This window comes from Geodermatophilus sp. SMS 5-13 (genome assembly GCF_059428245.1).
The window spans coordinates 5,108,744-5,130,252 of sequence record NZ_CP165729.1 but is presented as its reverse complement, the minus strand read 5'-3'; the positions used below and the strand labels follow the sequence as shown (position 1 = coordinate 5,130,252).

21 protein-coding genes are annotated in these 21,509 nt (G+C 74.5%); 8 read left to right on the top strand and 13 right to left on the bottom strand.

Features of this window, described 5'->3' with window-relative positions; genetic code table 11:
• Window positions 1-161 precede the first annotated feature (161 nt).
• Together AB3388_RS24895 and AB3388_RS24890 are read right to left on the bottom strand one after the other, a co-directional pair.
• A complete protein-coding gene (locus AB3388_RS24895) occupies window positions 162-2,144 on the bottom strand; it encodes a hypothetical protein (protein WP_495408001.1) in 1,983 nt (660 codons plus the stop codon).
• Window positions 2,145-2,551: 407 nt separating this feature from the next.
• Entirely contained in the window at window positions 2,552-2,932 is a 381-nt protein-coding gene (locus AB3388_RS24890) for a hypothetical protein (protein WP_495407999.1), read from the bottom strand.
• A 172-nt stretch (window positions 2,933-3,104) separates the two neighbouring features.
• Between AB3388_RS24890 and AB3388_RS24885 the strand changes: the two genes are divergently transcribed.
• Window positions 3,105-3,272, top strand: a complete 168-nt coding sequence (locus tag AB3388_RS24885; RefSeq protein WP_495407998.1) for a hypothetical protein — start codon at window positions 3,105-3,107, stop codon at window positions 3,270-3,272.
• 61 nt (window positions 3,273-3,333) lie between these two features.
• On the top strand, window positions 3,334-4,695 hold the full coding sequence (locus AB3388_RS24880; protein WP_495407997.1) for a cytochrome P450: 1,362 nt from the start codon (window positions 3,334-3,336) through the stop codon (window positions 4,693-4,695).
• Here the strand turns inward: AB3388_RS24880 and AB3388_RS24875 are convergent.
• Window positions 4,692-5,918, bottom strand: a complete 1,227-nt coding sequence (locus AB3388_RS24875) for an MFS transporter (protein ID WP_495407996.1) — start codon at window positions 5,916-5,918, stop codon at window positions 4,692-4,694. The two genes, AB3388_RS24880 and AB3388_RS24875, sit on opposite strands and share 4 nt — an antisense overlap.
• A 111-nt stretch (window positions 5,919-6,029) precedes the next feature.
• Here AB3388_RS24875 and AB3388_RS24870 point away from each other — a divergent pair, with 111 nt between their 5' ends.
• The 3 genes from AB3388_RS24870 to AB3388_RS24860 are packed head-to-tail and all read left to right on the top strand — an operon-like array spanning window position 6,030 to window position 9,618.
• Window positions 6,030-8,309 (top strand): xanthine dehydrogenase family protein molybdopterin-binding subunit, encoded by a 2,280-nt coding sequence (locus AB3388_RS24870; RefSeq protein ID WP_495407995.1) that lies wholly within the window; start codon window positions 6,030-6,032, stop codon window positions 8,307-8,309.
• Window positions 8,309-8,809, top strand: a complete 501-nt coding sequence (locus tag AB3388_RS24865) for a (2Fe-2S)-binding protein (protein ID WP_495407994.1) — start codon at window positions 8,309-8,311, stop codon at window positions 8,807-8,809. Before AB3388_RS24870 ends, AB3388_RS24865 begins: the two co-directional genes overlap by 1 nt.
• A complete protein-coding gene (locus AB3388_RS24860; protein WP_495407993.1) occupies window positions 8,806-9,618 on the top strand; it encodes an FAD binding domain-containing protein in 813 nt (270 codons plus the stop codon). The genes AB3388_RS24865 and AB3388_RS24860 overlap by 4 nt, the downstream gene beginning before the upstream one ends.
• 53 nt (window positions 9,619-9,671) lie before the next feature.
• On the opposite strand, the gene AB3388_RS24855 is transcribed toward AB3388_RS24860, so the two are convergent.
• From AB3388_RS24855 to AB3388_RS24820, 8 genes are all read right to left on the bottom strand, one after another.
• On the bottom strand, window positions 9,672-10,295 hold the full coding sequence (locus AB3388_RS24855; protein ID WP_495407992.1) for an elongation factor 1-alpha C-terminal domain-related protein: 624 nt from the start codon (window positions 10,293-10,295) through the stop codon (window positions 9,672-9,674).
• A complete protein-coding gene (locus tag AB3388_RS24850; RefSeq protein WP_495407991.1) occupies window positions 10,244-10,981 on the bottom strand; it encodes a GTP-binding protein in 738 nt (245 codons plus the stop codon). The genes AB3388_RS24855 and AB3388_RS24850 overlap by 52 nt, the downstream gene beginning before the upstream one ends.
• Entirely contained in the window at window positions 10,981-11,889 is a 909-nt protein-coding gene (gene cysD / locus AB3388_RS24845; protein ID WP_448626674.1) for a sulfate adenylyltransferase subunit CysD, read from the bottom strand. Before cysD ends, AB3388_RS24850 begins: the two co-directional genes overlap by 1 nt.
• A gap of 89 nt (window positions 11,890-11,978) precedes the next feature.
• Window positions 11,979-12,710 carry a 3'(2'),5'-bisphosphate nucleotidase CysQ gene (locus AB3388_RS24840; RefSeq protein ID WP_495407990.1) on the bottom strand — a complete coding sequence of 244 codons (732 nt, stop codon included), beginning with the start codon at window positions 12,708-12,710 and terminating at the stop codon, window positions 11,979-11,981.
• Complete coding sequence (locus tag AB3388_RS24835; protein ID WP_495407989.1) at window positions 12,707-13,429, bottom strand: PaaI family thioesterase; 723 nt, start codon at window positions 13,427-13,429, stop codon at window positions 12,707-12,709. Before AB3388_RS24835 ends, AB3388_RS24840 begins: the two co-directional genes overlap by 4 nt.
• A gap of 9 nt (window positions 13,430-13,438) precedes the next feature.
• Window positions 13,439-15,010 (bottom strand): sensor histidine kinase, encoded by a 1,572-nt coding sequence (locus tag AB3388_RS24830; RefSeq protein WP_495407988.1) that lies wholly within the window; start codon window positions 15,008-15,010, stop codon window positions 13,439-13,441.
• Window positions 15,007-15,735 (bottom strand): response regulator transcription factor, encoded by a 729-nt coding sequence (locus AB3388_RS24825; protein ID WP_495407987.1) that lies wholly within the window; start codon window positions 15,733-15,735, stop codon window positions 15,007-15,009. Before AB3388_RS24825 ends, AB3388_RS24830 begins: the two co-directional genes overlap by 4 nt.
• A 103-nt stretch (window positions 15,736-15,838) precedes the next feature.
• Window positions 15,839-16,612 (bottom strand): siderophore-interacting protein, encoded by a 774-nt coding sequence (locus AB3388_RS24820; RefSeq protein WP_495407986.1) that lies wholly within the window; start codon window positions 16,610-16,612, stop codon window positions 15,839-15,841.
• A gap of 361 nt (window positions 16,613-16,973) precedes the next feature.
• Here AB3388_RS24820 and AB3388_RS24815 point away from each other — a divergent pair, with 361 nt between their 5' ends.
• Window positions 16,974-17,183 carry a hypervirulence associated TUDOR domain-containing protein gene (locus AB3388_RS24815; protein WP_495407985.1) on the top strand — a complete coding sequence of 70 codons (210 nt, stop codon included), beginning with the start codon at window positions 16,974-16,976 and terminating at the stop codon, window positions 17,181-17,183.
• Between the two features lie 31 nt (window positions 17,184-17,214).
• Complete coding sequence (locus AB3388_RS24810) at window positions 17,215-17,646, top strand: DUF2795 domain-containing protein (RefSeq protein WP_495407984.1); 432 nt, start codon at window positions 17,215-17,217, stop codon at window positions 17,644-17,646.
• A gap of 20 nt (window positions 17,647-17,666) precedes the next feature.
• On the opposite strand, the gene AB3388_RS24805 is transcribed toward AB3388_RS24810, so the two are convergent.
• Window positions 17,667-18,467 (bottom strand): hypothetical protein, encoded by an 801-nt coding sequence (locus AB3388_RS24805; RefSeq protein WP_495407983.1) that lies wholly within the window; start codon window positions 18,465-18,467, stop codon window positions 17,667-17,669.
• A 173-nt stretch (window positions 18,468-18,640) separates the two neighbouring features.
• Between AB3388_RS24805 and AB3388_RS24800 the strand changes: the two genes are divergently transcribed.
• Window positions 18,641-20,674: an LCP family protein gene (locus AB3388_RS24800; protein WP_495407982.1), complete on the top strand. Its 2,034-nt coding sequence runs from the start codon at window positions 18,641-18,643 to the stop codon at window positions 20,672-20,674.
• A 28-nt stretch (window positions 20,675-20,702) separates the two neighbouring features.
• Here the strand turns inward: AB3388_RS24800 and pstB are convergent, their stop codons facing one another.
• Window positions 20,703-21,482 carry a phosphate ABC transporter ATP-binding protein PstB gene (pstB, locus tag AB3388_RS24795; protein WP_495407981.1) on the bottom strand — a complete coding sequence of 260 codons (780 nt, stop codon included), beginning with the start codon at window positions 21,480-21,482 and terminating at the stop codon, window positions 20,703-20,705.
• Window positions 21,483-21,509: the final 27 nt, after the last annotated feature.

The following is a 21,509-nucleotide window of genomic DNA, read 5'->3' as shown; positions in this document are numbered from 1 at the left end:
CAGCCATCCAGGGGGGGTCCAGTGGACCCCCAATTCAGGTGGGCGCGCGGGTCGATCCGGCCGGAACCCGTGCGTTCGGGTACCGCTCACTCACCGAGCGCAACCGATCCACCCGTTCGGGGCCCGCCGCCGGACGGTGACGGGCCCCGAGGGTCAGCGGATCACGAGACCGGGGAGGTCGCGTATCCGCCGCGCGAGGTGACGACCACGACGTTGCGTGGCGGGTTGCTGGCGATCGACGCAGGGATCGGGTTGCGGAGCCGGACCGACCAGGCACCCGTGGTGTCCACCTGGGCCGTGCCGAGCAGCGCGCCGCTCGCCGCGTCGTAGACCGCCGCCGTGGTGGCCGGGTTCAGGATGAGTGAACCACCCGGCACCGTGGAGGTGCCGTCCACCCGGAACTCGGAGCCGGCCTTGTAGCGTGCGGTCGTCACCGCAGCGGCGTCGGTCTTGACCGGGATCGTGACCGTCACCGGCGCGCTCCGGGTCGTCCCGTTGACCGCGACCACCTGGACGACCGCGGCCGTGGCCTGGGCGGCCTTCGGCAGCGTGGCCGACGTGTACTTCGTGACGTCGTACGGCTGCAGCCGCACCGAGGGCTTCGCCGTGGTGCCGTTGGTGAACGTGACCTGGGGACCGCTCACCCGCGACCACTCGAAGCTCGTTGCGTTCTTCGATGCGCTCGCGTCGAGGGTCACCGAGTCACCGAGGGCCACCGGGGCGGCGACGGTGGCGACCGCGGCGGTCGGCGCCGACGGTGTGGCACCGGCCGGGCAGGGCCCGACCACGCCGTTGATGTCGCACACGGGGTCCGTGCTGGTCGACGGCGGGACCACCGGCTGGGCTGCCGGTGTCACGCTGCCCGCGGTGATCTGCACGGGTGCCGTGGCGGACCCGCCGGACGGGTCGGTGACCGTGACCTTGGCCGGGGGCGCCGGCGTGGTGATGTCGACGGCGCCGGTGGCACCGATCGCGCCGGCCGTGCCGTAGCCGGAGACCGTCAGCGCGGCGCCGGCGGCGGACGTCGCGTCGACGTGCAGGTTCGTGCCGTCGAAGGTCGCGGCGCTGATCACGATGCCGCTCGCCTTGGTGACGGGCACCTGGCTGGTGCTCGCCGGGGAGTCGCCGAGGTTCTTCACCGTGACCGAAACCGGCGCGGTGCCGCTCACCGGGACGCGGGCGTAGAAGGACTTCGGCCCCTTGGCCGTGCCGCTGGCGAGCATCGGGGTCTCCGGGACGGACGCGTCGCCCACGACCTCCAGCTCGCCGGCGTCGGCCTCGCTGGTGGCGAAGACGTCGATGACCGGCTTGCCGGCGCTGTCGGTGGTCGCGACGGCGGCGTCGGCCGTGACGCCCGTGTTCGTCGCGATCTTGCCCTGCAGGTTGAACTGATCGGTCGACTGGCTCTGGGCGCCGGTGGCGTCGGTCCAGTCCACCGCGAACAGGTTGCCGTTCGGGCCGCCGTCCACCGCGTGGAGCACCGCCGGGTCGCCCAGGTACTGGGACTTCCCCGTCGGGTCGTTCGGGTCGGTGATCGGGCCGCCCGTCCAGGTGAGGAACGGGCCGATGTTGCCCTTGAGCGCCGGGGTGAAGTTGCCGACAGAGGGCGCGATGTCCTCGGTGATCCGCCCGTCGCCGTTCGCGTCGGTGTCGACGTCGATGTCGCCGTACGGCTCGTGGAAGTGCAGCGTCGTGTTGGCGGGACCGCCCTTCACGAAGATCCGCTGGCGGGCGAAGGTGATCTGGTCACCGTTCTGGACCTGGTTCGTGAAGGCCGCCTCGAGCGCCAGGGTCAGGGTCGCCTTGCCCCCGTTGGGCCAGGTGAGCTGCGAGCCGGCGAGCATGTAGAACTGCTCGTCCGGGAAGTTGGTCGGGAAGACGGCGGGCTGCGTGCTGTCGAAGCCGGCCACGGGTGCGCCCACGAATCCGCAGAGCGGGTTGTTGCCGTCCAGGCAGAGTTCGACACGCCTGCCCGACTTGTCCTCGTACCAGGACGGGAAGCCGTACTCGCCGTTGACCGGCCCCACCGTGGCGAGGCCGCCCGTGGAGTTCGTCTTGACGACGGCGGTCGCGGCGAGGGCGCCGGTCGCCACGGTCAGCGGCAGGGCGATGACGGCCGCGACGGCGACGGTGCGACGGGACAAGCGGCCGCGCCGCCCGGACGAGGGCGCGTCCGGCGGTCCCGCTGTGCCCGCGTGCCGGCCGCCTGGGGAGGGGGGTGGTGCTGTTCTGGTCATGTGGATCTCCGCGGGGATGCGTGACTCCGGCCGGGGTGAACGGAGTCGTGCGAAGACCGTCGTCCGGAAGACCGTGGCGGAACAGCCAACGAGAAGGGGGGTCATTTCCCCCCAATTCGGGAGGCAACAGACAATGCACAGGAATGGCACAGGGAGGTGAAGTGCCAGCTCAGGACGACGTTAGTTGCATCCTGTAACCATCTGGAGTGAATACTGAAATGGTCGATCCATGGTCATTCACAGTTGTCTCGCAGAATGTTCCCAGCCAACTCCCCGGTCCGCTCTGGGCTCCGCGACGTCGGCGGGCGGCCTCATCAGTCGGCGAGAGCCGCCTCGCCGTCGACGGGGTCGCGGTCGCGGAGCAGGGCGGAGATGCGCTGGCGGGTGACGCCGAACAACGCGGCGATCCGGTTGATGCTCACCCGCTCGGCCTGCAGTGCGTACGCCTGCTCGCGGCGGAACGTGCTGCCGGCGCGGGCCAGCGTGGCCAGCACCGTGCTGACCGACTCGACGACGAGGGGTCGGTCCTGCGACGTGACGAGCTCGAGCCAGCTCCTGCCCTCGGCGCGCGCCGCGAGCAGCTCCTCCGCCCGCCCGCGGGCCGCCGAGAGCCGCTCGATGCAGTCGTCGATCGAGGTGGCCAGGTCGGCGAGCGCACGCGTCGCGGCGTCGGGTGCGGGGGGACGGTGCGTCACGGCGACTCCTGGCCTTGCTGGCAACTGGATTGCACGCTACCAAGATGAAACGGCTGTTGCCTGGGACCCCGTGTCCCCCGCGGGGGTCGCTCGGGGCGCCGTGGTTTGCCGCCCCCCGTGGCCGGGGACGCAGCGGGGCGACGATGTCCGCCGGATCGAAGGAGACCGCGAGATGAGCGAGCCCAGCAGCCGGACCCAGGCCGCGGGTGAGGGCCTGTCCGACGAGGAGATGGCCCGGAAGGTCGCCGAGCAGACCGCCAGCGACCTGCCGGAGAACGCCGACAAGGCCGGCAAGGACTGGAACGGCGATCCCGGCAGCGCCCCCGCCCCGACCGAGTAGCGCGCCGGACGGCGCCGCTCACCAGGGCGGCGCCGTCGGTGTTTCCTGCCAGACTGCGGCGGTGACCCGCGCACCCGCCGCTGCCCCGAGGGCCGCTGCCGTCGTCCCCCGGACGGCCCGGACCGACTCGCGCACGGTGGTCCGCTGGGCGGTGCGCCACGGCCTGCCCGCCGTCTACCTGTCCCGGGCCGCGCGGCGCGGTGACCTGGTCGGCCGGCTGCTCCGCGACCCGGCGGTGCGCGAGGACCCCTACGAGCTCTACGAGCAGCTGCGGGCGTCCGGGCCGCTGACTCCCGGCAGTCTCGGGCTGACCACCACCTCCCACGCCCTGGCGCAGGAGGCGCTGCGCTCGGAGTCGCTGGGCGTCGGCTGGGACCGGTCGGCGGCGCCCCGCGCGATCCGCTGGGCGCTGGAGTACGGCGACGACCTCGACGCGACCGGTGTCGCCGAGCCGCCGTCCATGCTGGTCGTCGATCCGCCCGACCACACCCGCTACCGGCGGCTGGTCAGCCGCGCCTTCACCCCGCGCGCGACCGCGGCCTTCGAGCCGATGATCCAGCGGACGGCGGACACCCTGCTCGACGCCCTCGAGGCCGGTGCCGCGGCCGACGGCGGGCCGGTCGACCTCGTCGACGCCTACGCCGCGCAGCTCCCCGTGCTGGTCATCGCCGAGCTGCTCGGCGTCCCGACCGACCGGCGGGAGGACTTCCTGCGCTGGGGGGAGGCCGCCGCGGCGACCCTCGACCCCGGCCTGCCGTTCCGCCGTTACGCGGCCGCGGAGAAGGCGCTGCGCGCCATGCACGCGTTCCTGCGCGGCCACTTCGAGCGGCTGCGCGAGGACCCCGGCGACGACCTGGTCAGCCGCCTGGTGGGGCTGCCGGGGGAGGAGGCGCTCAGCGAGCGGGAGCTGCACGCCACCGTGATGCTGCTGCTCGGCGCCGGGTTCGAGACGACGGTCAACCTGCTCGGCAACGCGGTCGTGCTGCTCGACGCCCACCGGGACCAGTGGGACGCCCTCCGCGCGGCGCCCGGCGGCTGGGCGAACGCGGTCGAGGAGGTCCTCCGCCACGACAGCCCGGTGCAGATCACCGGCCGGACCGTGCAGGCCGACGTCGAGCTGGCCGGCCGCCGGCTGCGGGCCGGCACGCGGCTGTCGCTGCTGCTCGGCGCCGCCAACCGCGACCCCGGCGTGTTCGCCGACCCGGCGCGCTTCGACGTCACCCGCGCCAACGCGCGCGACCACCTGGCGTTCTCCGGCGGCATCCACTACTGCCTCGGCGCGGGGCTGGCCCGGCTGGAGGGCGTCGTCGGGCTGCGGGCGCTCACCGACCGGTTCCCGGACCTCCGCGTCACCGGCCGGCCGGTCCGCCGCGACCTGCAGACGCTGCGCGGCTTCGAGCACCTGCCGGTGCGGCTGCGCTAGCGGGTCGCGGCGGGCTCGGCGGCCCGCTCGTCGGTGGTGAGGACGGCGTCGCGCGCGGCGCCCCAGCCGGCCCAGAGCATCGGCACGAGCATGGTCAGCAGCAGCGCCAGCGGCCAGGTCCAGCCGCCGGTGAGGTCGTGCAGCCCGCCGAGCACGAGCGGGCCGCCGGCGGCGAGCAGGTAGCCCAGGCACTGGGCGACCCCGCCGAGCCGGGCCGCGGTCAGCGGCGTCGGGCTGCGCAGCACGATCAGCGTGAGCGCGAGGGCGAACCCGGAGCCCTGGGCGATGCCGAACGCGCAGACCCACAGCAGCGTCCAGGAGTCGGCGGCGACGAGCAGCCCGCCCAGCCCGACGGCGTAGAAGGCGATGACGGTGGCGACGAGCGGCCGCTGGGTGCGCATCCGGCCGGCCAGCGCGGGCGCGACCAGCGCCCCGGCCGCGCCGATCACGTTGGCCACCCCGAGCAGCAGGCCGCCCTCCCGCACGGGCACCCCGCTGTCGGCGAGCAGCGTCGGCAGCCAGGCGGAGACCGCGTAGAACTGCACGCTCTGCAGCCCCAGGTACGCCGTCACCTGACCGGCCAGCGGCTGGCGCAGCAGCGACCAGGAGCCGGAGCTCACCACCGACGGCGCGGCGGCACGGCGCCGGCCGGTGCCGGCGACCGGCAGCCAGAGCGCCAGCGCGGCGAGGGCGAGGACCAGCCACAGCCCTAGCCCCGCCCGCCAGTCGAGGCCGAGCGCCGCGGCCAGCGGCACCGTGACCGCCGCCCCCGCGCCCGCGCCGACGTTGAGGGCCGCCGAGTACAGCCCCATCACCGGGCCGGGCCGGAGGAACTCGCGCTTGACGTAGGCGGGCAGCAGCACGTTGGCGACGGCGATGGCGGCCCCGGCGATGAAGCTGCCCGCGTAGAGCAGGGCGACCGGCGGCAGCAGCCGCAGCGCGATGCCGGCCGCGAGGAGCAGCAGGGACAGCGCGACCGCCGTCTCCAGGCCGATCCGGCGGGCCAGCCGCGGGGCGAGCGGCGCGAACGCGCCGAAGCAGAGCACCGGCACCGTGGTGAGCAGGCCGGCCATGGCCGCCGACAGCCCCGTGTCGGCCCGCAGGTCGCCGAGCACGGGGGCGACCGCGACCACGGCGGGCCGCTGGTTGAGCGCCACCGCGACGATCGCCAGCAGGAGCGCCACGGTGGCCGTCCGCGACCGCGCCGTCCGGGCCTCGTTCATCGCTCCCACTCCACCACACCGGGCCTTCCGCCTGGGAGGACCCATATGTGCGCAGGCTCACGTCCGTCTGACAGAGTGCCCGAGAGCACCCGCCTGAGACGAAGGAGCCGCATGAGCATCCTGGGCACTCGCGTGGTCCGCACCGAGGATCCGCTGTTCCTCACGCGCGGCGCGACCTACACCGACGACCTGGTCGACGAGCGGCTCAGCGGGGCCGTCTACGCGACGTTCGTCCGGTCGCAGGTCGCCCACGGCCGCATCGAGTCGGTCGACGCCTCCGCCGCCCGCGAGGCGCCCGGCGTCGTCGCCGTCTACACGGCCGACGACATCGACCTGGATCCGATCCCCGCCGGCCTGCCCATGGTGCCGCCGGCGATGACCCGGCCCTGGTTGGCGAAGGACACCGTCCGGTTCGTGGGCGACATCATCGCCGTGGTGCTCACCGAGGAGCGCTACCAGGGCGAGGACGCCGCCGAGCTGGTCGCCGTCGACATCGACCCCCTCCCCGCGGTCGTCACGATGGCCGACGCCGCCAAGGGGGACGTGCTCCTGTTCCCCGAGGCCGGCACCAACGTGACCGCGACCTTCGGCGAGGCCGCGCCGGCCAACTTCTTCGCCGACTGCGAGGTCGTCGTCACCCAGCGGGTGGTCAACCAGCGGGTGGCCCCCGTCCCGCTCGAGACCCGCGCCACCGCGGCGGCGTGGGGCGAGGACGGCCGGGTGACGATCTGGTGCACCAACCAGGGCGCGCAGCAGGCCAAGGGCGAGATCGCCGGCTGGCTCGGCCTGGACCCGAAGGACGTGCGCCTGGTCACCCCCGACGTGGGCGGCGGCTTCGGCGCGAAGATCGGCGCCGACCCCGAGTACGCCTTCGTCGCGTGGCTGGCCAAGCAGGTCGGCCGGCCGGTGCGCTGGACGGAGAACCGGTCGGAGAACCTGGTCGGGATGCTGCACGGCCGCGGCCAGGACCAGATCGTGACCATCGGCGGCAGCCGGGACGGCACGGTGCACGCCTACAGCCTGGTCGTCGACCAGGACGCCGGCGCCTACCCGCGGATCGGCATCGTCCTGCCCACGCTCACGATGCTCATGGCCTCGGCCGTGTACGGCTTCCCGAAGGTGCACGCGCAGGCCCGGGTCCTGGCCACCAACACGACCTCGATCGGCGCCTACCGCGGGGCGGGCCGCCCCGAGGCCACCGCCGCGGCCGAGCGGGCGATCGACCTGTTCGCCGCCGAGATCGGCATGGACCCCGCCGACGTCCGCCGCAAGAACCTGCTGCCGCCGTTCCACGAGCCGCACACCACCCCGAGCGGCGCCACCTACGACAGCGGGGAGTACGTCAAGGCGCTGGACACGGCGCTGGAGGCGGCCGGCTACGCGGAGCTGCGGGCCGAGCAGGCCCGGCGCCGCGAGCGTGGCGACGTCCGGCAGCTGGGCATCGGCATGTCGGTGTACGTGGAGATCACCGGCGCGGACACCGGTCTGGGCGCGGCCGAGTCGGCGTCCCTGGAGGTCCACCCCGACGGGACGGCGACCGTGCTGACCGGCACGTCGCCGCACGGGCAGGGGCACGCCACCGCCTGGGCGATGCTGGCCAGCGAGCAGACCGGCATCCCGATCGAGAAGATCACCGTTCTCCACGGCGACACCGACCGCATCCCCCGCGGCGGCGGCACGATGGGCTCGCGCAGCCTCCAGCAGGGCGGCGCCGCCGTCCACCAGGCCGCGGTGGAGCTCGTCGAGGTGGCCAAGCAGCGCGCCGCGGAGATCCTCGAGGCCGACCCGGCCGACCTGGAGGTCGACCTCGGCGCGGCCGGGCTGCGGGTCAAGGGCAGCCCCGGCTCCGGGGTGAGCCTGGCCGAGCTCGCCGAGAAGGAGCAGCTGCGGGTCGACACCCGGTTCGCCGCCGCCGGCCCGACCTTCCCGTTCGGCGCGCACGTCGTCGTCACCGAGGTCGACGTCGAGTCGGGCAAGGCCGAGGTCGTGCGGGTGGTGACCGTCGATGACGCCGGCACGATCGTGAATCCGCTGCTGGCCGAGGGGCAGCGCCACGGCGGGATCGCGCAGGGCGTGGCGCAGGCGCTGCTCGAGGAGGTCCTCTACGACACCGACGGCAACCCGCAGACCTCGACGCTGGCCGACTACCCGTTCGTCTCGGCGACCGAGCTGCCGAGCTTCGAGCTGGTGGACATGGCCACGCCGACGCCGATGAACCCGCTCGGCGCCAAGGGGATCGGGGAGGCCGGGACGATCGGCGCCACCCCGGCGGTGCAGAACTCCGTCATCGACGCCGTCTCGTACCTCGGCGTCCGGCACGTCGACATGCCCTGCACGCCCATGCGGGTGTGGCGGGCCATCCAGGAAGCCCAGCAGGGAGGCAGCAACTGATGCAGGTGTCCATGACGGTCAACGGCCGCCAGCGCACGGACGACGTGGAGCCCCGGCTGCTGCTCGCCCACTACCTGCGCGAGGTCTGCGGGCTCAAGGCCACGAACATCGGCTGCGACACCACCTCGTGCGGGGCCTGCACGGTGATCGTGGACGGGCTGTCGGTGAAGTCGTGCACCGTCCTGGCCGCGCAGGCGGAGGGCGCGCAGGTCACCACCCTGGAGGGGCTGGCCGGGCCGGACGGCGAGCTGCACCCGATGCAGCAGGCGTTCCGCGAGGAGCACGGCCTGCAGTGCGGCTTCTGCACCCCCGGCATGGTGATGGCCGGGATCGGCCTGCTCGCCGCCAACCCGGACCCGAGCGACCGCGAGGTGCGCGAGGGCCTGGAGGGCAACCTCTGCCGGTGCACCGGCTACCACAACATCGTGCGGGCGGTGCGGGCCGCCGCGCAGGCCGGCCCCGCCGCCGGTCAGGTGCCGACCTCGGAGGTGACCGCGTGATCCCTGGGCCGTTCGAATACGTCCGGGCCGGCTCGGTCGAGGAGGCGATCGCCGCGCTCGGCGAGCACGGGGACGACGCCAAGCTGATCGCCGGCGGCCACTCGCTGCTGCCGCTGATGAAGCTGCGGCTGGCGATGCCCGCCGTCCTGGTCGACATCAGCTCGATCCCGGACCTGTCCTACGTCCGCGTCGACGACGGCGAGGTGGCCATCGGCGCGGGCACCCGGCACCACGAGCTCGAGCGCTCGGACGTCGCCCTGGCCGAGGTGCCGCTGCTGCCGCACGTCGCCTCCCGCGTCGGTGACCCGCAGGTCCGCCACCGCGGCACGCTCGGCGGCACGGTCGCGCACAGCGACCCGGCGTCCGACCTGCCCACGGCGCTGCTGGCGCTGGGCGGCACCGTCGTCGTCCAGGGGCCGGGCGGGCGGCGGTCGATCCCGGTCACCGAGTTCTGGCTGGGCTTCTTCGAGACCGCGCTGGAGCCCGACGAGGTGATCGTCGAGCTGCGGGTGCCGCGCACCGGGGCGGCCGGCTGGGGCTACGAGAAGTTCACCCGGCGGGAGAACGACTGGCCGATCGTGGCGGCCGCCGCCGTCCAGGGGCGGGTGGCGCTGGCCAACATGGCCGGTTCCGTCGTCCGGGCGACCGCGACGGAGGAGGCGCTGGCCGGGGGCGCGTCGATCGCCGACGCTGCCGCGCTGGCCGACCAGGGCCTCGAGCCGTCGTCGGACATGCACGCCGACGCCGAGTACCGCCGCCACCTCGCCCGGCTGCTCACCCGCCGCGCCCTGGAGACCGCGGCCGCCTGAAGACGCGCTTTGTCGCGACAAAGCACGCGTGCCTTGTCGCGACAAAGCGCGGGTCAGCTGGCGGGGGTGAGCATCCCGGCGCCGACGGTGGCGTTGGTGGCCTCGTCGACGAGGATGAACCGGCCGGTCACGCGGTTGCGGCTGTAGTCGTCGACGAACAGCGGCTGGGTGGTGCGCAGCTTCACCCGGCCGATGTCGTTGAGGCCCAGCTCGCTCGCCTCGCGGTCGCGGTGCAGCGTGTTGACGTCGAGCCGGTAGCTGAGCTCCTTGACCATCGCGCGCACCGAGCGGGTGGTGTGCTTGATCGCGATCCGCTGGCGGGCGCGCAGCGGCTCGTCGGTCATCCAGCAGACCAGCGCGTCGAGGTCCTGGGTCGAGTGGGGCGCGTTCGCCGGCCGGCAGATCAGGTCGCCGCGGGAGACGTCGAGGTCGTCGGTGAGCCGGACGGTCACCGACATGGGCGCGAAGGCCTCTTCGACCGGGCCGCGGGGGCCGTCGATCGCGGCGATCGTCGTCGTCAGGCCGCTGGGCAGCACCTGCACCTCGTCCCCGGGGCGCAGCACGCCGCTCGCGACGGTGCCCGCGTACCCCCGGTAGTCGTGGAAGGCGTCGGACTGCGGCCGGATCACGTACTGGACCGGGAACCGGGTGTCGACCAGGTTGCGGTCGCTGGCCACGTGCACGTGCTCGAGGTGGTGCAGCAGGGACGGCCCCTCGTACCAGGGGTGTTCGCCGAGCGGGTGACGACGTTGTCGCCGTGCAGCGCCGAGATCGGGACGACGGTCAGGTCCGGCACGTTCAGCTTCGCCGCGAACGAGGTGAACTCGTCGCGGATGCGCTCGTAGACCTCCTCCGACCAGTCGACGAGGTCCATCTTGTTGATGGCGACGACGAGGTGCGGCACCCGCAGCAGAGAGGCGAGGAAGGCGTGCCGGCGGCTCTGCTCGAGGATGCCCTTGCGGGCGTCGACCAGCACGATCGCCAGGTCGGCCGTCGAGGCGCCGGTGACCATGTTGCGCGTGTACTGCACGTGGCCGGGGGTGTCGGCCAGGATGAACGTCCGCCGCGGGGTCGCGAAGTACCGGTAGGCGACGTCGATGGTGATGCCCTGCTCGCGCTCGGCCCGCAGGCCGTCGGTGAGCAGCGCCAGGTTCACGTAGTCGCCGCCGGCCGACGCCCGCTCGACCGCCTCGTACTGGTCCTCGAACACGGCCTTGCTGTCGAACAGCAGCCGGCCGATCAGCGTGCTCTTGCCGTCGTCCACCGAGCCGGCGGTGGCGATGCGCAGGATGTCCTTGCGGGCGACGGCGATGTCGTGGGCCTGCTCCGCGGCGGCCGAGTGCACGTCGACGGGGCTGCCCATCAGAAGTACCCCTCCTTCTTCCGGTCCTCCATGGCGGCGTCGCTGACCTTGTCGTCGCCGCGGGTGGCGCCGCGCTCGGTCAGCCGGGTCACCGCGATCTCGGCGATGACCTCCTCGACCGTGGTCGCCTCCGAGCGGACCGCGGCGGTGAGGTTGGCGTCGCCGACGGTGCGGTAGCGGACCTTCTCCCGGCGGACCTGCTCGCCTTCGCGCGGGGTGATGAACTCGTTGACCGCGTAGAGCATCCCCTGGCGCTCCACGACGTCGCGCTCCTGCGCGAGGTAGAGCGGCGGGATCTCGATCTCCTCGCGGGCGATGTACTGCCAGACGTCGAGCTCGGTCCAGTTCGACAGCGGGAACACCCGGATGGACTCGCCGAGGTGGATCCGGCCGTTGTAGAGGTCCCACAGCTCGGGCCGCTGGTTCTTCGGGTCCCACTGGCCGAACTCGTCGCGAAAGCTGAACATCCGCTCCTTGGCCCGCGCCTTGTCCTCGTCGCGGCGGGCGCCGCCGAAGAGGGCGGTGAAGCCGTGCTTCTCGACCGCGTCGAGCAGCACGGGGGTCTGGATCCGGTTGCGCGAGCCGTTGGGCTCCTCGCGCACCAGGCCGGCCGCGATCGCCTCGGGCACCGAGGCCACGATGAGGTGCACGCCCAGCTCGGCGACCCGCTTGTCGCGGAACTCGAGGACGTCGGGGAAGTTCAGCCCGGTGTCCACGTGCATCACCGGGAACGGGATGCGGGCCGGGGCGAACGCCTTGCGGGCGAGCTCCAGCATCACGATCGAGTCCTTGCCGCCGGAGAACAGCAGCACGGGCCGCTCCAGCTCGGCGGCGACCTCGCGGATCACGTGGATGGACTCGGCCTCCAGCGTCTCCAGCTGGGTCAGCCGGTAGTCAGGGGTGGTCACGCGCAGGGGCTCCGGAGCTCGACATCAGGGGGTCGAAGACATCCCAACCGCATCGAGGCGATGGGGATTCCCGCCCCCAGTGTCCCTGATCACCCGGCGGCCACCGCCGTGAGAATCGTCTCGGCCAGTTCCGGCCGGCACACGATCAGGTCCGGCAGCCACGGATCGGGTCCGTTGTAGCGCAGCGGCGAGCCGTCCAGCCGGACGGCGACCAGGCCGGCCGCGTGCGCGACGGCCACCGGCGCCGCGGAGTCCCACTGGTACATGCCGCCGGCGTGCACGTAGGCGTCCACCTCCCCACGCACCACCGCGGTCATCTTGTAGCCGGCCGATCCCATCGGCACGAGCTCGGCGCCGAGCGCCCGGGCCACGGTGTCCGCCTCGGCGGGCGGGCGGGTCCGGCTCACCGCGATCCGCAGCGCGCCGTCCCCGGCCGGGGGGACGGCGGACGGCGGATCGGTCACCAGGACCGTGTCGATGCCGGGCAGGGCGACGGCGGCCGCGGTCAGCTCCCCGGCCGACCAGAGCGCCACGTGCACCGCCCAGTCGGGGCGGCCCTCGCCGTACTCGCGGGTGCCGTCGAGCGGGTCGACGATCCACACCCGGTCGGCGGTCAGGCGCCGGCGGTCGTCGCGCGCCTCCTCGCTGAACACCACGTCGTCCGGCCGCTGCGCGCCGAGGACGCCGAGGATGGCGGCCTGGGCGTCGGCGTCGCCGCGGTCGCCGAGCGCCCGGCCCTCGAGCCCGCCGTACGCCCGGAGCGCGAGGAGCACCGACGCGGCGGCCTCCGCGGCGGCACGGGCGACGTCGACGTCGCTCATGCCGGGTCCCCGGGCTCGGCGACCGCGGTGGCGTCGGTGGGCCGGCCGGGTGGCGCGTGCCGGCCGGCGGCGTCGGTGACCGCGCCGAAGTAGTCGGCGACCTTCTCCGGACGCGGGGCGACGAAGATCCCGCGCGCCTCGACCAGCACGCCGTCGGGCGCGTCGGCGCGGGTGATCGTGCCGGCGGCGACGGTCTTGCGCCCGGCGTCCTCGACGACCCGGCCGCGCAGCACCAGGGGGACGTCGAGCGGCACCGGACCGCGGTAGTCCAGCTCCAGCCGGGCGGTCATCCCCCAGAGGCCGGCGGCGATCACGGCCGCGCCGAGCATCTGGTCCATGAGCAGCCCGCTCATCCCGCCGTGCAGGAACCCCGGCGGGCCCTCGTAGGCCAGGCCCAGGACGGTCCGGGCGACGACCTCGTCGCCCTCGTGGCGGATGCGCAGCGGCGGGGCGAGCGCGCTGCCGACGCCGGTCACCGGGTTGTAGACGCGGCGGAAGGCCACGGGGTCGTCGAGCGACGGCAGCCGGCCCGCCGGGCGCCGCTCGGTGGCGAGCCGGGCGGTGAGCTCGCGGGCCTGCTCGGCGGCCGCGACGAGCTCGCCGGCGTCGAGCGCCGTCCGCACGGAGGCGTCGACGAGCCCGCGCAACGCCTCCCCGAGGTCGGTGACGGCCGCCATCAGCACGGGGTCGAAGGGCGTCTCGACGGGTCGCTCGGGCACGCCCCGACGCTAGGGCATGTCCGGCAGGTCGCCAGTCGCGCCCGGGTACGCGGCGGGCGGGCCCGAGCGGTGCAGCCGCACGCTGAAGGCGGCGCCCTTGCCCGGGGCGGTCAGCAGGTCGACCGTGCCGCCGTGCGCGGCGACGAGCGAGGCGACGATGGCCAGGCCCAGCCCCGTGCCGCCGGCCTCGCGCGTCCGCGAGGTGTCGGCCCGGTAGAAGCGCTCGAAGACCCGCTCGGCGTCGGTCTCGGCCATGCCGGGCCCCTCGTCGGCGATCCGCAGCACGAGCACGTCCGGATCGGCGTCCTCGGCCACGGTGACGGTCACCTTCGCCGTCGGCGGTGTGTGGGTGAGCGCGTTGGTCACCAGGTTGCCGACCACCTGGCGCAGCCGGGCCTCGTCCCCGAGGACGACGGGGACGTCGGTGAGCGACTCGTGCAGGTGCAGGGAGATCGGGCGGTCCGGCTGCACCGCGCGGGCGTCGTGCACCGCGTCGCCGGCGATCTCGGCCAGGTCGACGGGGGTGATGGTCAGCGGCCGCTGCTGGTCCAGGCGGGCCAGGTGCAGCAGGTCCTCGACCAGCAGGCCCATGCGCGCGCCCTCGGCCTCGATGCGCTGCATCAGCCGCCGGGTCTCCTCGGGACTGCTGGCGGCGCCCTGCCGGTAGAGCTCGGCGAAGCCGCGGATCGACGTGAGCGGCGTGCGCAGCTCGTGGCTGGCGTCGGCGACGAAGCGGCGCATCCGGTCCTCGGACGCGCGGGCCTGGGACTCGGAGGCCTGCTGCGCGCGGAAGGAGCTCTCGATCCGGGCGAGCATGCCGTTGAGCGCGGTCGACAGCCGGCCGACCTCGGTGCGCTCGGAGCCCTCGGGCACCCGCTGCGAGAGGTCGCCCGCGGCGATGGCGCGGGCCGTGGACTCCACCTCGGCGAGCGGCCGCAGGCTGTTGCGCACGAGCAGGTACCCGGCGGCGGCCAGGACCACGAGGACGATCAGTCCGACGACCACCTCGATCGCGACCAGCCGGTCGATAGCCGCCTGGTCGCCGGCCAGGTCCGCGCCGATGACGACGGTCCAGCCGTCGCGCACGAAGCTGACCACGCGCCAGTCGGTCGAGCCGTCCTCGGCGCTCACCGTGACCGGCGCGGTCACCGACGCCTGGTCCGGCACCGCCCGCTCCAGGTCCGGCAGCTCGCCGAGGTCGTCCGACGGCCCCTGGACGGCGACCAGTTCGTCGTCCCCGGGCGCCGCGCACGCCACGTAGATGGGCCCGGGGCTCTGCCGGTAGGTGCCCGCGGAGCAGAGGTCGAGGACGACGGGGCCGTGCTGGGCCTGCCGGACGGTGGCCGCGAGCTGGGCGTCCTGCTGCTCCAGCAGGTAGCCGCGCAGCAGCGACGTCGCCGTGACGCCCGTGGCGCCCAGCCCGACGGCGACGAGCACCGCCATCAGCGCGACGAGGGTGATGCGCAGCGGCACCCGGGGGACCTGGGGGACCCGGACATCGCGGGAGGCCGACGCATCGCTGTCGATCAGCCCGGTCGTCACCGCGCTCCGGATCGGCTCCCCCGGGGCCTGGGCGCTCACGTCCCGCGCGGCAGCCGCAGGGTGTAGCCCACGCCGCGGATGGTGTGCAGCAGCCGCGGCTCGGTGGTGTCGACCTTGCGGCGCAGGTAGGAGATGTAGGACTCGACGACATTGGCCTCGCCGTTGAAGTCGTAGTTCCACACGTGGTCCAGGATCTGCGCCTTCGACAGAACCCGCCCGGCGTTGGCCATCAGGTAGCGCAGCAGCTTGAACTCGGTCGGCGAGAGGCTGATCACCTGGCCGGCCTTGATGACCTCGTGCGACTCCTCGTCGAGCTCGATGTCGGCGAAGGTCAGCCGGGGCGCGTCGACCGCCCGCTGCGGGCCGCTGCTGCGCCGCAGCACCGCCCGGATGCGGGCGAGCACTTCGTCGAGGCTGAACGGTTTGGTGACGTAGTCGTCGCCGCCGAGGGTCAGCCCGGAGACCTTGTCCTCCGCCGCGTCGCGGGCGGTGAGGAACAGCACGGGGGTGTGCCGGCCGCTCTGCCGCAGCCGGCGGACGACACCGAACCCGTCGAGGCCGGGCATCATCACGTCGAGCACGAGCAGGTCGGGGCGGAACGAGGCCGCCAGCGCCAGCGCCTGCTGGCCGTCGGCGGCGGTGGCGACCTCGAAGCCGGCGTAGCGCAGGCTGGCCGAGAGCAGCTCGCGGATGTTCGGCTCGTCGTCCACCACCAGGAGGCGCGCCTCGGGTGCCGGGCGGCCGTTCGGCTGGGTGCCGGTCACAGCTCCTCCCACGGGGCGTGCGGATGCCGTCGTCATGCCTGGGAGCCTCCTGGCACCGGCTTCGGCTGCCCTGGACGCTACCTGTGAATTGACTGAGGGAGTCCTAGCCGGCGGGGGCCATGGCGCGCCCGCGGCGCCAGTAGCCGATCGCGTGGTGCTGCGCCCGGCCCAGCCCCCAGCGTCCCCGCAGATCCGCCCGGACGGTCCGGACGGCAGCGGACTCGGCCGCGACCCAGGCGAACAGCTCCTCGCCGGCCGGCCGGTCGAGGGCGGCGACCGCGTCGGCCAGCAGCGTGCTCTCACCGGGCGGCGTGCCCTTCCGGTGCAGCCAGCGGACCTCGACCGCGCCGGGCGCCGGCAGCGGCTGCTCCTCCTCGGGTCCGGCCACCTCCACCAGCGCCAGTCCGCGCGTGGACGGCGGCGCCGCGGCGAGGATGCGGCTGATCGCCGGCAGCGCCGTCTCGTCGCCGGCCATCAGCAGCTCGGCCGCCGGCCGGTCGCCGAGGGGCGCGCCACCGGCGACGGCGAGCGCCGCACCCGGGCGCGCCGCGGCCGCCCAGGCGGCGGCCGGGCCGGTGCCGTGCAGGACGAAGTCGATCTCGACGGTGCCCGCGCCGGCGTCCTGCCGCCGGGCGGTGTAGCTGCGCAGGCTCACCCCGTGGCTGCCCTGCGGCCAGACGATCCGCCCGTCGCGGGCGATCGACGGCCAACTCGGGTCCTCGTCCCCGACGCGGGGGACGAGCAGGTGCACGGTGGGCCCGGCGGCGGCCACCGCGGACGGGCTCCCGCGCAGCAGCACGCGGCGCACGGTCGGCGTCACGTCCGAGACCGTGTCGACGGTGAGGACGTCGACCGGCCGCGCATCGGGAGCTGTCACGGAACCTCCTCGCTGGCGCTCGTCGGCCCCGTGACAGCCAGTGCTGTGTCCTTGCGCGACCTCGCGAGCTCGGTCGCGATGTGGCCAGCGTAGAAGTGGGCCGACCCGGCCGACCCCGGGGGAATGGGGTCGACCGGGCCGGCGATCGAGGACGGGGCGCCGCTCTCACGATGCGTAGTCGCCATACCCGCTCGGACCAGCGCGGTCGGGCGACGATCTTCCGTCGGTGACCACGCTACGTCACCGATCGCAGGGCGCCAGTGCCCGCACGGGTGAGACCGCGTTCCTTTCGGGTGATGTGTGCCCGGAGCCGAGCAGGGGCAGGGGCAGGGGGAGTGCCCGCGGCGAGCGAGGAGGAGCGATGACCGACGACCTGCACAGGGGTGACCACGTCGCCTGGAACAGCCACGGGGGACAGGCCGAGGGGACCGTCCGCCGGAAGATCACCGCGGACACCGAGGCCGCCGGGCGCACCGTCCGGGCGAGCGAGGACGACCCGCAGTACGAGGTCGTGAGCGGGAAGAGCGGCGGGGCGGCGGTCCACCGGCCCGGCGCCCTGCGCAAGAAGTGACCGGACCGACGACCAGGCACCAGGAGGAACCGTGACCGAGAGCGGCGATCAGTTCGCCGGCACGTCCGCGCGCAGCACCAAGCACAGCCCCCGCGTCGACGAGGAGCTGGAGCACGAGATGCAGGGGATGCTCCGGGCCGAGCGCACCACCCGCGCCGAGGAATGGCGCGAGGTGGAGCCCACGGCCGAGGGCGACCCGGACGTCGACGCCGACCCGGCCGGGACCCTGGTCGGCGGCACCCCGGTGGGCATGGATGCCGACGCGGTGGTCCGCCGGGCCGAGCTCGCCCGGTGGCTGGACCGTGCCGACTTCCCGAGCGACGGCCCGACCCTGGTCGAGGCCGCGCGCGACCACCGCGCGCCCGACGCCGTGGTCGCCGAGCTCGAGCGGCTGCCCGAGGGGGAGACCTACGAGCGGATCGGCGACGTCGTCCGCGCGCTGGGCTACCCGACCGAGACCTGACCGGGCGGGCAGGCCGCCGGTCACGAGCCGGCGGCCTGCTCGTCCTCGTCCTGCGCGATCTCCTCGGCGCCGCGCCGGCGGAACAGCCGGGAGCCGGGGAATCCCTTCACGACCTGCCGCACGTCCTGCATCGTGTCGAGCAGGTCGTGCACGTCGTCGGCCACGTTGTCCATCGACGCCAGCACCGGGAGCACGTTCTCGTCCAGGCGCACGACCAGCTCCGGCAGCCGGTCGACCAGCGTCACCAGCGCCTCGACCTCGTGCGGCTCGAACGTCTCCGCCAGCCGGCGGATCGACGGCGCGAGCAGCCGCAGCGGCTCGGCGTAGTCAGCCGTCATCGGCTCCACCCGCTCGACCAGGCCCGCGGCCCGGGTGAGCGTGTCGTCGGCGCGCGACGTCGTCCGCCCGACGGCGGTGATCGCCTCGTCGGCCCGGGCCTGCGTCGCGCCGACCGCGGCGATCGCGTCGTCCGCCTTGCGCTGGGTGGCGCCGACCCGCTCGATCGCCTCGTCGGCCCTGCGCTGGGTGTCGCCCATGCGCTCGATGGCGTCGTCTGCCTTGCGCCGGGTCCCGCCGACGGCGTCGATCGCCTCGTCCGCCCGGGCGCGGGTGGTCTCGAGCCCGCTCAGCGCGGTCTCCGCGCGGCCGACCGCGTCCTCGGCGCGGCCGACGACGGTGTCCACCCGGTCGAGCAGCGTCTCCACCCGTCCCACCACGGCACCGATGCGCGGCACGAGGGCGAGGGCGTCCGAGACGCCCTCGCGCAGGCCTTCCACCGCGGAGAGGACATCGGACGGTCCGGGTATGGACGGCAGCCTCACCGGGCAGACGGTACGTGCGGGACCGGTCCGCCGCCCGTCGGTGCCCGCGCGTCGAGCCGGTCCCGGGCGATGTTTCCGTATCGTGGGAGAACCGCCGCACGGGTGCGCGGGCACCGGCGTGTGCGCCGGAAACGGACGACGGCGCAGCCGACGATGATGGGAAGTCGACACCGGTGGGGGATCAGCCGACACGGGGGAACGCGGGCGAGCGCCGCGTCCCCGGCCGATCCCGGGCACGCGCCGACCAGCCCGGCGCCCAGCCGCTCACCGTCGAGCAGCTCCTGGCCCGCCAGGGCGGCCCGGCCACCGGCCGCCGCCGCGCGGTGCGCCGGGGTGAGCCGGAGACGCCGCGGCTGACGGCGCCGGACGCCCCGCCCGCCGGCACCCGCGGTGGGATGCCCCCCGTCCCGGGCGCACCGGCCTCGCCCCCGCCTCCGCCTCCGCCTCCGCCGCCGTCCTCGTCGTCGTCCACCACGCCGCCGCCGGGCCGCCGCAGCGGCCTGCCGCCCGTGCCCGACGGCCGGTCGCGCCCCTCCGGGCCCGTCCCGCCGCTGCCGCCGGCCCGGCCGACCGCCGCCCCGGCCGAGTTCCCGCCGTCGGACCTCCCGCCCGGCGTGCGTCCCTCGCGCCCGGTCGCCCCGCTGCCTCCGCTGCCCGGCCGTCGCCCGCCGAAGCAGGAGGCGCCGAAGCGCGACCGGCCGGTCGCCGGCTTCGCCCACCGGGCAGCGCAGCGGGCCACCGCCACCCCGCGCCGCCGCCGCACCACGCGGGTGGTGCTCGCGGTCGTCGCGGTCGTCGCGCTGGTCGCCCTGTACCACCTGGGCCTGTACGTCTACGTCGACCGCAGCATCGGCCGGGTCGACGCCCTGGCGACCGACGGCCCCGAGGTCCTCGCCCCGCAACTGCAGGCCGACACCGAGAACTACCTGGTCGTGGGCACCGGCGTGCCCGGTGAGGACGGGCCGGCATCGGTCGCCACGCTCATCGCCTCGGTCTCCGGCGACGAGGAGCGCGCCGTCCTGGTGAGCGTTCCGCCGACCGCGCTGGTCGACACCCCGGCCTGCCGCACGGCCGACGGCGAGCTGCGCCAGCCGACGTCGGAGGCGTTCGCGGCCTCCCTGCTCGACGGGGGGCCGGCGTGCCTGGTCCGCGCCGTGCAGCAGCTGTCCGGCCTGCGGGTCGACCACTACCTGGCGGTGGACCTCGCCCGGCTGCCCGCGATGGTGGACGCCCTCGGCGGCATCTCGATGTGCGTGCCGGACTCACCTGCCGTCGCCGCGGCCGCGACACCGCTGCCGGCCGGGGCCAACGACCTCACCGACGCGCAGATCACCGGCTACCTGACCCCGGGGGACGCCGGGTCCGACGTCACCGGCGCCGCCGTCGCCGAGCGTGCGCAGCTGCTGCTCACCGCGACCCTGCGCAGCGCGATGTCGAGCGGCACCCTGCTCAACACGGTCACGCTCACCCGCTTCCTGTCGCGGGCGGCCGACGCGCTCACCGTCGACGAGCAGACGACGCTGGGCGACCTGCGCGGCCTGGCCGGTGCCCTCGGCAGCCTCCCCGACGGCGCCGTGCAGCGCGCGGGGCTGCCGGTGTCGCAGGTCGGCTACGTCCCGGCCGGCACCGACCAGGCGTACGTGCTGCTGGACGCCGAGGGCACCCGCAACCTCTTCGACACCGTCATCGACCGCACCGAGCTCCCCGAGGGCGTCGGGGACGACGCCGCCGCGGCCGCCGACCCCGCCGGCGAGTCCCAGGAGACGGCCGCTCCGGCCGCGTCCGCGGAGGCGCAGGCCCCCGCCGCCGCCCCCGGCACCGAGCCGCTCACCGCCGCGCCGAACACCATCACCGTCGACGTCCTCAACGGCACCGGCACGACCGGGCTGGCCGCGCAGGTGGCCGACCTCGTCCGCGCCCAGGGCTTCGGCGTCGGGACCGTCGGCAACGAGCCGGGCACGGTCAGCCAGACCCTGGTGCGCTTCGGCCCGGCCGCGCAGGAGCAGGCGCGCACGGTCGCGGCGGCCGTGCCGGGCGCGGTGCTGCAGCCCAGTGACACGATCGGCAACGCCGTCCAGCTCGTGCTCGGCCCCGGCTACACCGGCGTGGTGCCGGTCCAGATCGGCGCGCCCGCGGCGCCCGAGACGCCGGCCGCGGAAACGACGGAGCCGGCCCAGCCGACGGCGACCGCGCCGCCCTGCAGCTGAGCCGGCCCCGTTCGGGCCGAGCGGCCGATCACCCGAAGCGGCCGGAGATGTAGTCCTCGGTCGCCTTCTGGTCGGGGTTGCTGAAGATCTTCTCGGTCGGGTTGAACTCGACCAGCCGGCCCGGCTGGCCCACCCCGTTGAGGTTGAAGAAGCCGGTGAACTCGCTCACCCGCGCCGCCTGCTGCATGTTGTGCGTGACGATCACGATGGTGAAGCGCTCCTTGAGCTCGGTCATCAGGTCCTCGATCGCCAGCGTGGAGATCGGGTCCAGCGCCGAGCAGGGCTCGTCCATCAGCAGCACGTCGGGCTCGACGGCGATCGCGCGGGCGATGCACAGCCGCTGCTGCTGGCCGCCGGACAGGCCCGCGCCGGGCCGGCCGAGCCGGTCCTTGACCTCGTCCCACAGGTTGGCGCTCCGCAGCGACCGCTCGACGAGCGCGTCGAGGTCGGCCTTCTTCGTCTTCTTGCTGTTCAACCGCACGCCGGCGACCACGTTGTCGTAGATCGACATCGTCGGGAACGGGTTGGGCCGCTGGAAGACCATGCCGATCTGCCGCCGGACGTCGACCGGGTCGGTGTCGGCGGCGTAGAGGTCCTGGCCGTCCATGACGACCTTGCCCTCGACGTGCGCGCCGGGGATGACCTCGTGCATCCGGTTGAGCGAGCGCAGGAAGGTCGACTTCCCGCAGCCGGACGGGCCGATCAGCGCGGTGACCGCGCGGGGTTCGATGGAGACGTTGACGTCCTGAACGGCCCGGAAGTTGCCGTAGAAGATGTTCAGGTCCGAGACGTCGATGCGCTTGGCCACGGGTCCTCCGAAATGGGTGGCGGGTCG

Bases quoted from the DNA above. Each gene is read 5' to 3' on its own strand.
- AB3388_RS24885 (WP_495407998.1), top strand. From the start codon at position 3,105: ATGAGCGAGCCCAGCAGCCGGACCCAGGCCGCGGGTGAGGGCCTGTCC.
- AB3388_RS24875 (WP_495407996.1), bottom strand. From the start codon at position 5,918: ATGAACGAGGCCCGGACGGCGCGGTCGCGGACGGCCACCGTGGCGCTC.
- AB3388_RS24870 (WP_495407995.1), top strand. From the start codon at position 6,030: ATGAGCATCCTGGGCACTCGCGTGGTCCGCACCGAGGATCCGCTGTTC.
- AB3388_RS24865 (WP_495407994.1), top strand. From the start codon at position 8,309: ATGCAGGTGTCCATGACGGTCAACGGCCGCCAGCGCACGGACGACGTG.
- AB3388_RS24850 (WP_495407991.1), bottom strand. From the start codon at position 10,981: ATGGGCAGCCCCGTCGACGTGCACTCGGCCGCCGCGGAGCAGGCCCAC.
- AB3388_RS24840 (WP_495407990.1), bottom strand. From the start codon at position 12,710: ATGAGCGACGTCGACGTCGCCCGTGCCGCCGCGGAGGCCGCCGCGTCG.
- AB3388_RS24815 (WP_495407985.1), top strand. From the start codon at position 16,974: ATGACCGACGACCTGCACAGGGGTGACCACGTCGCCTGGAACAGCCAC.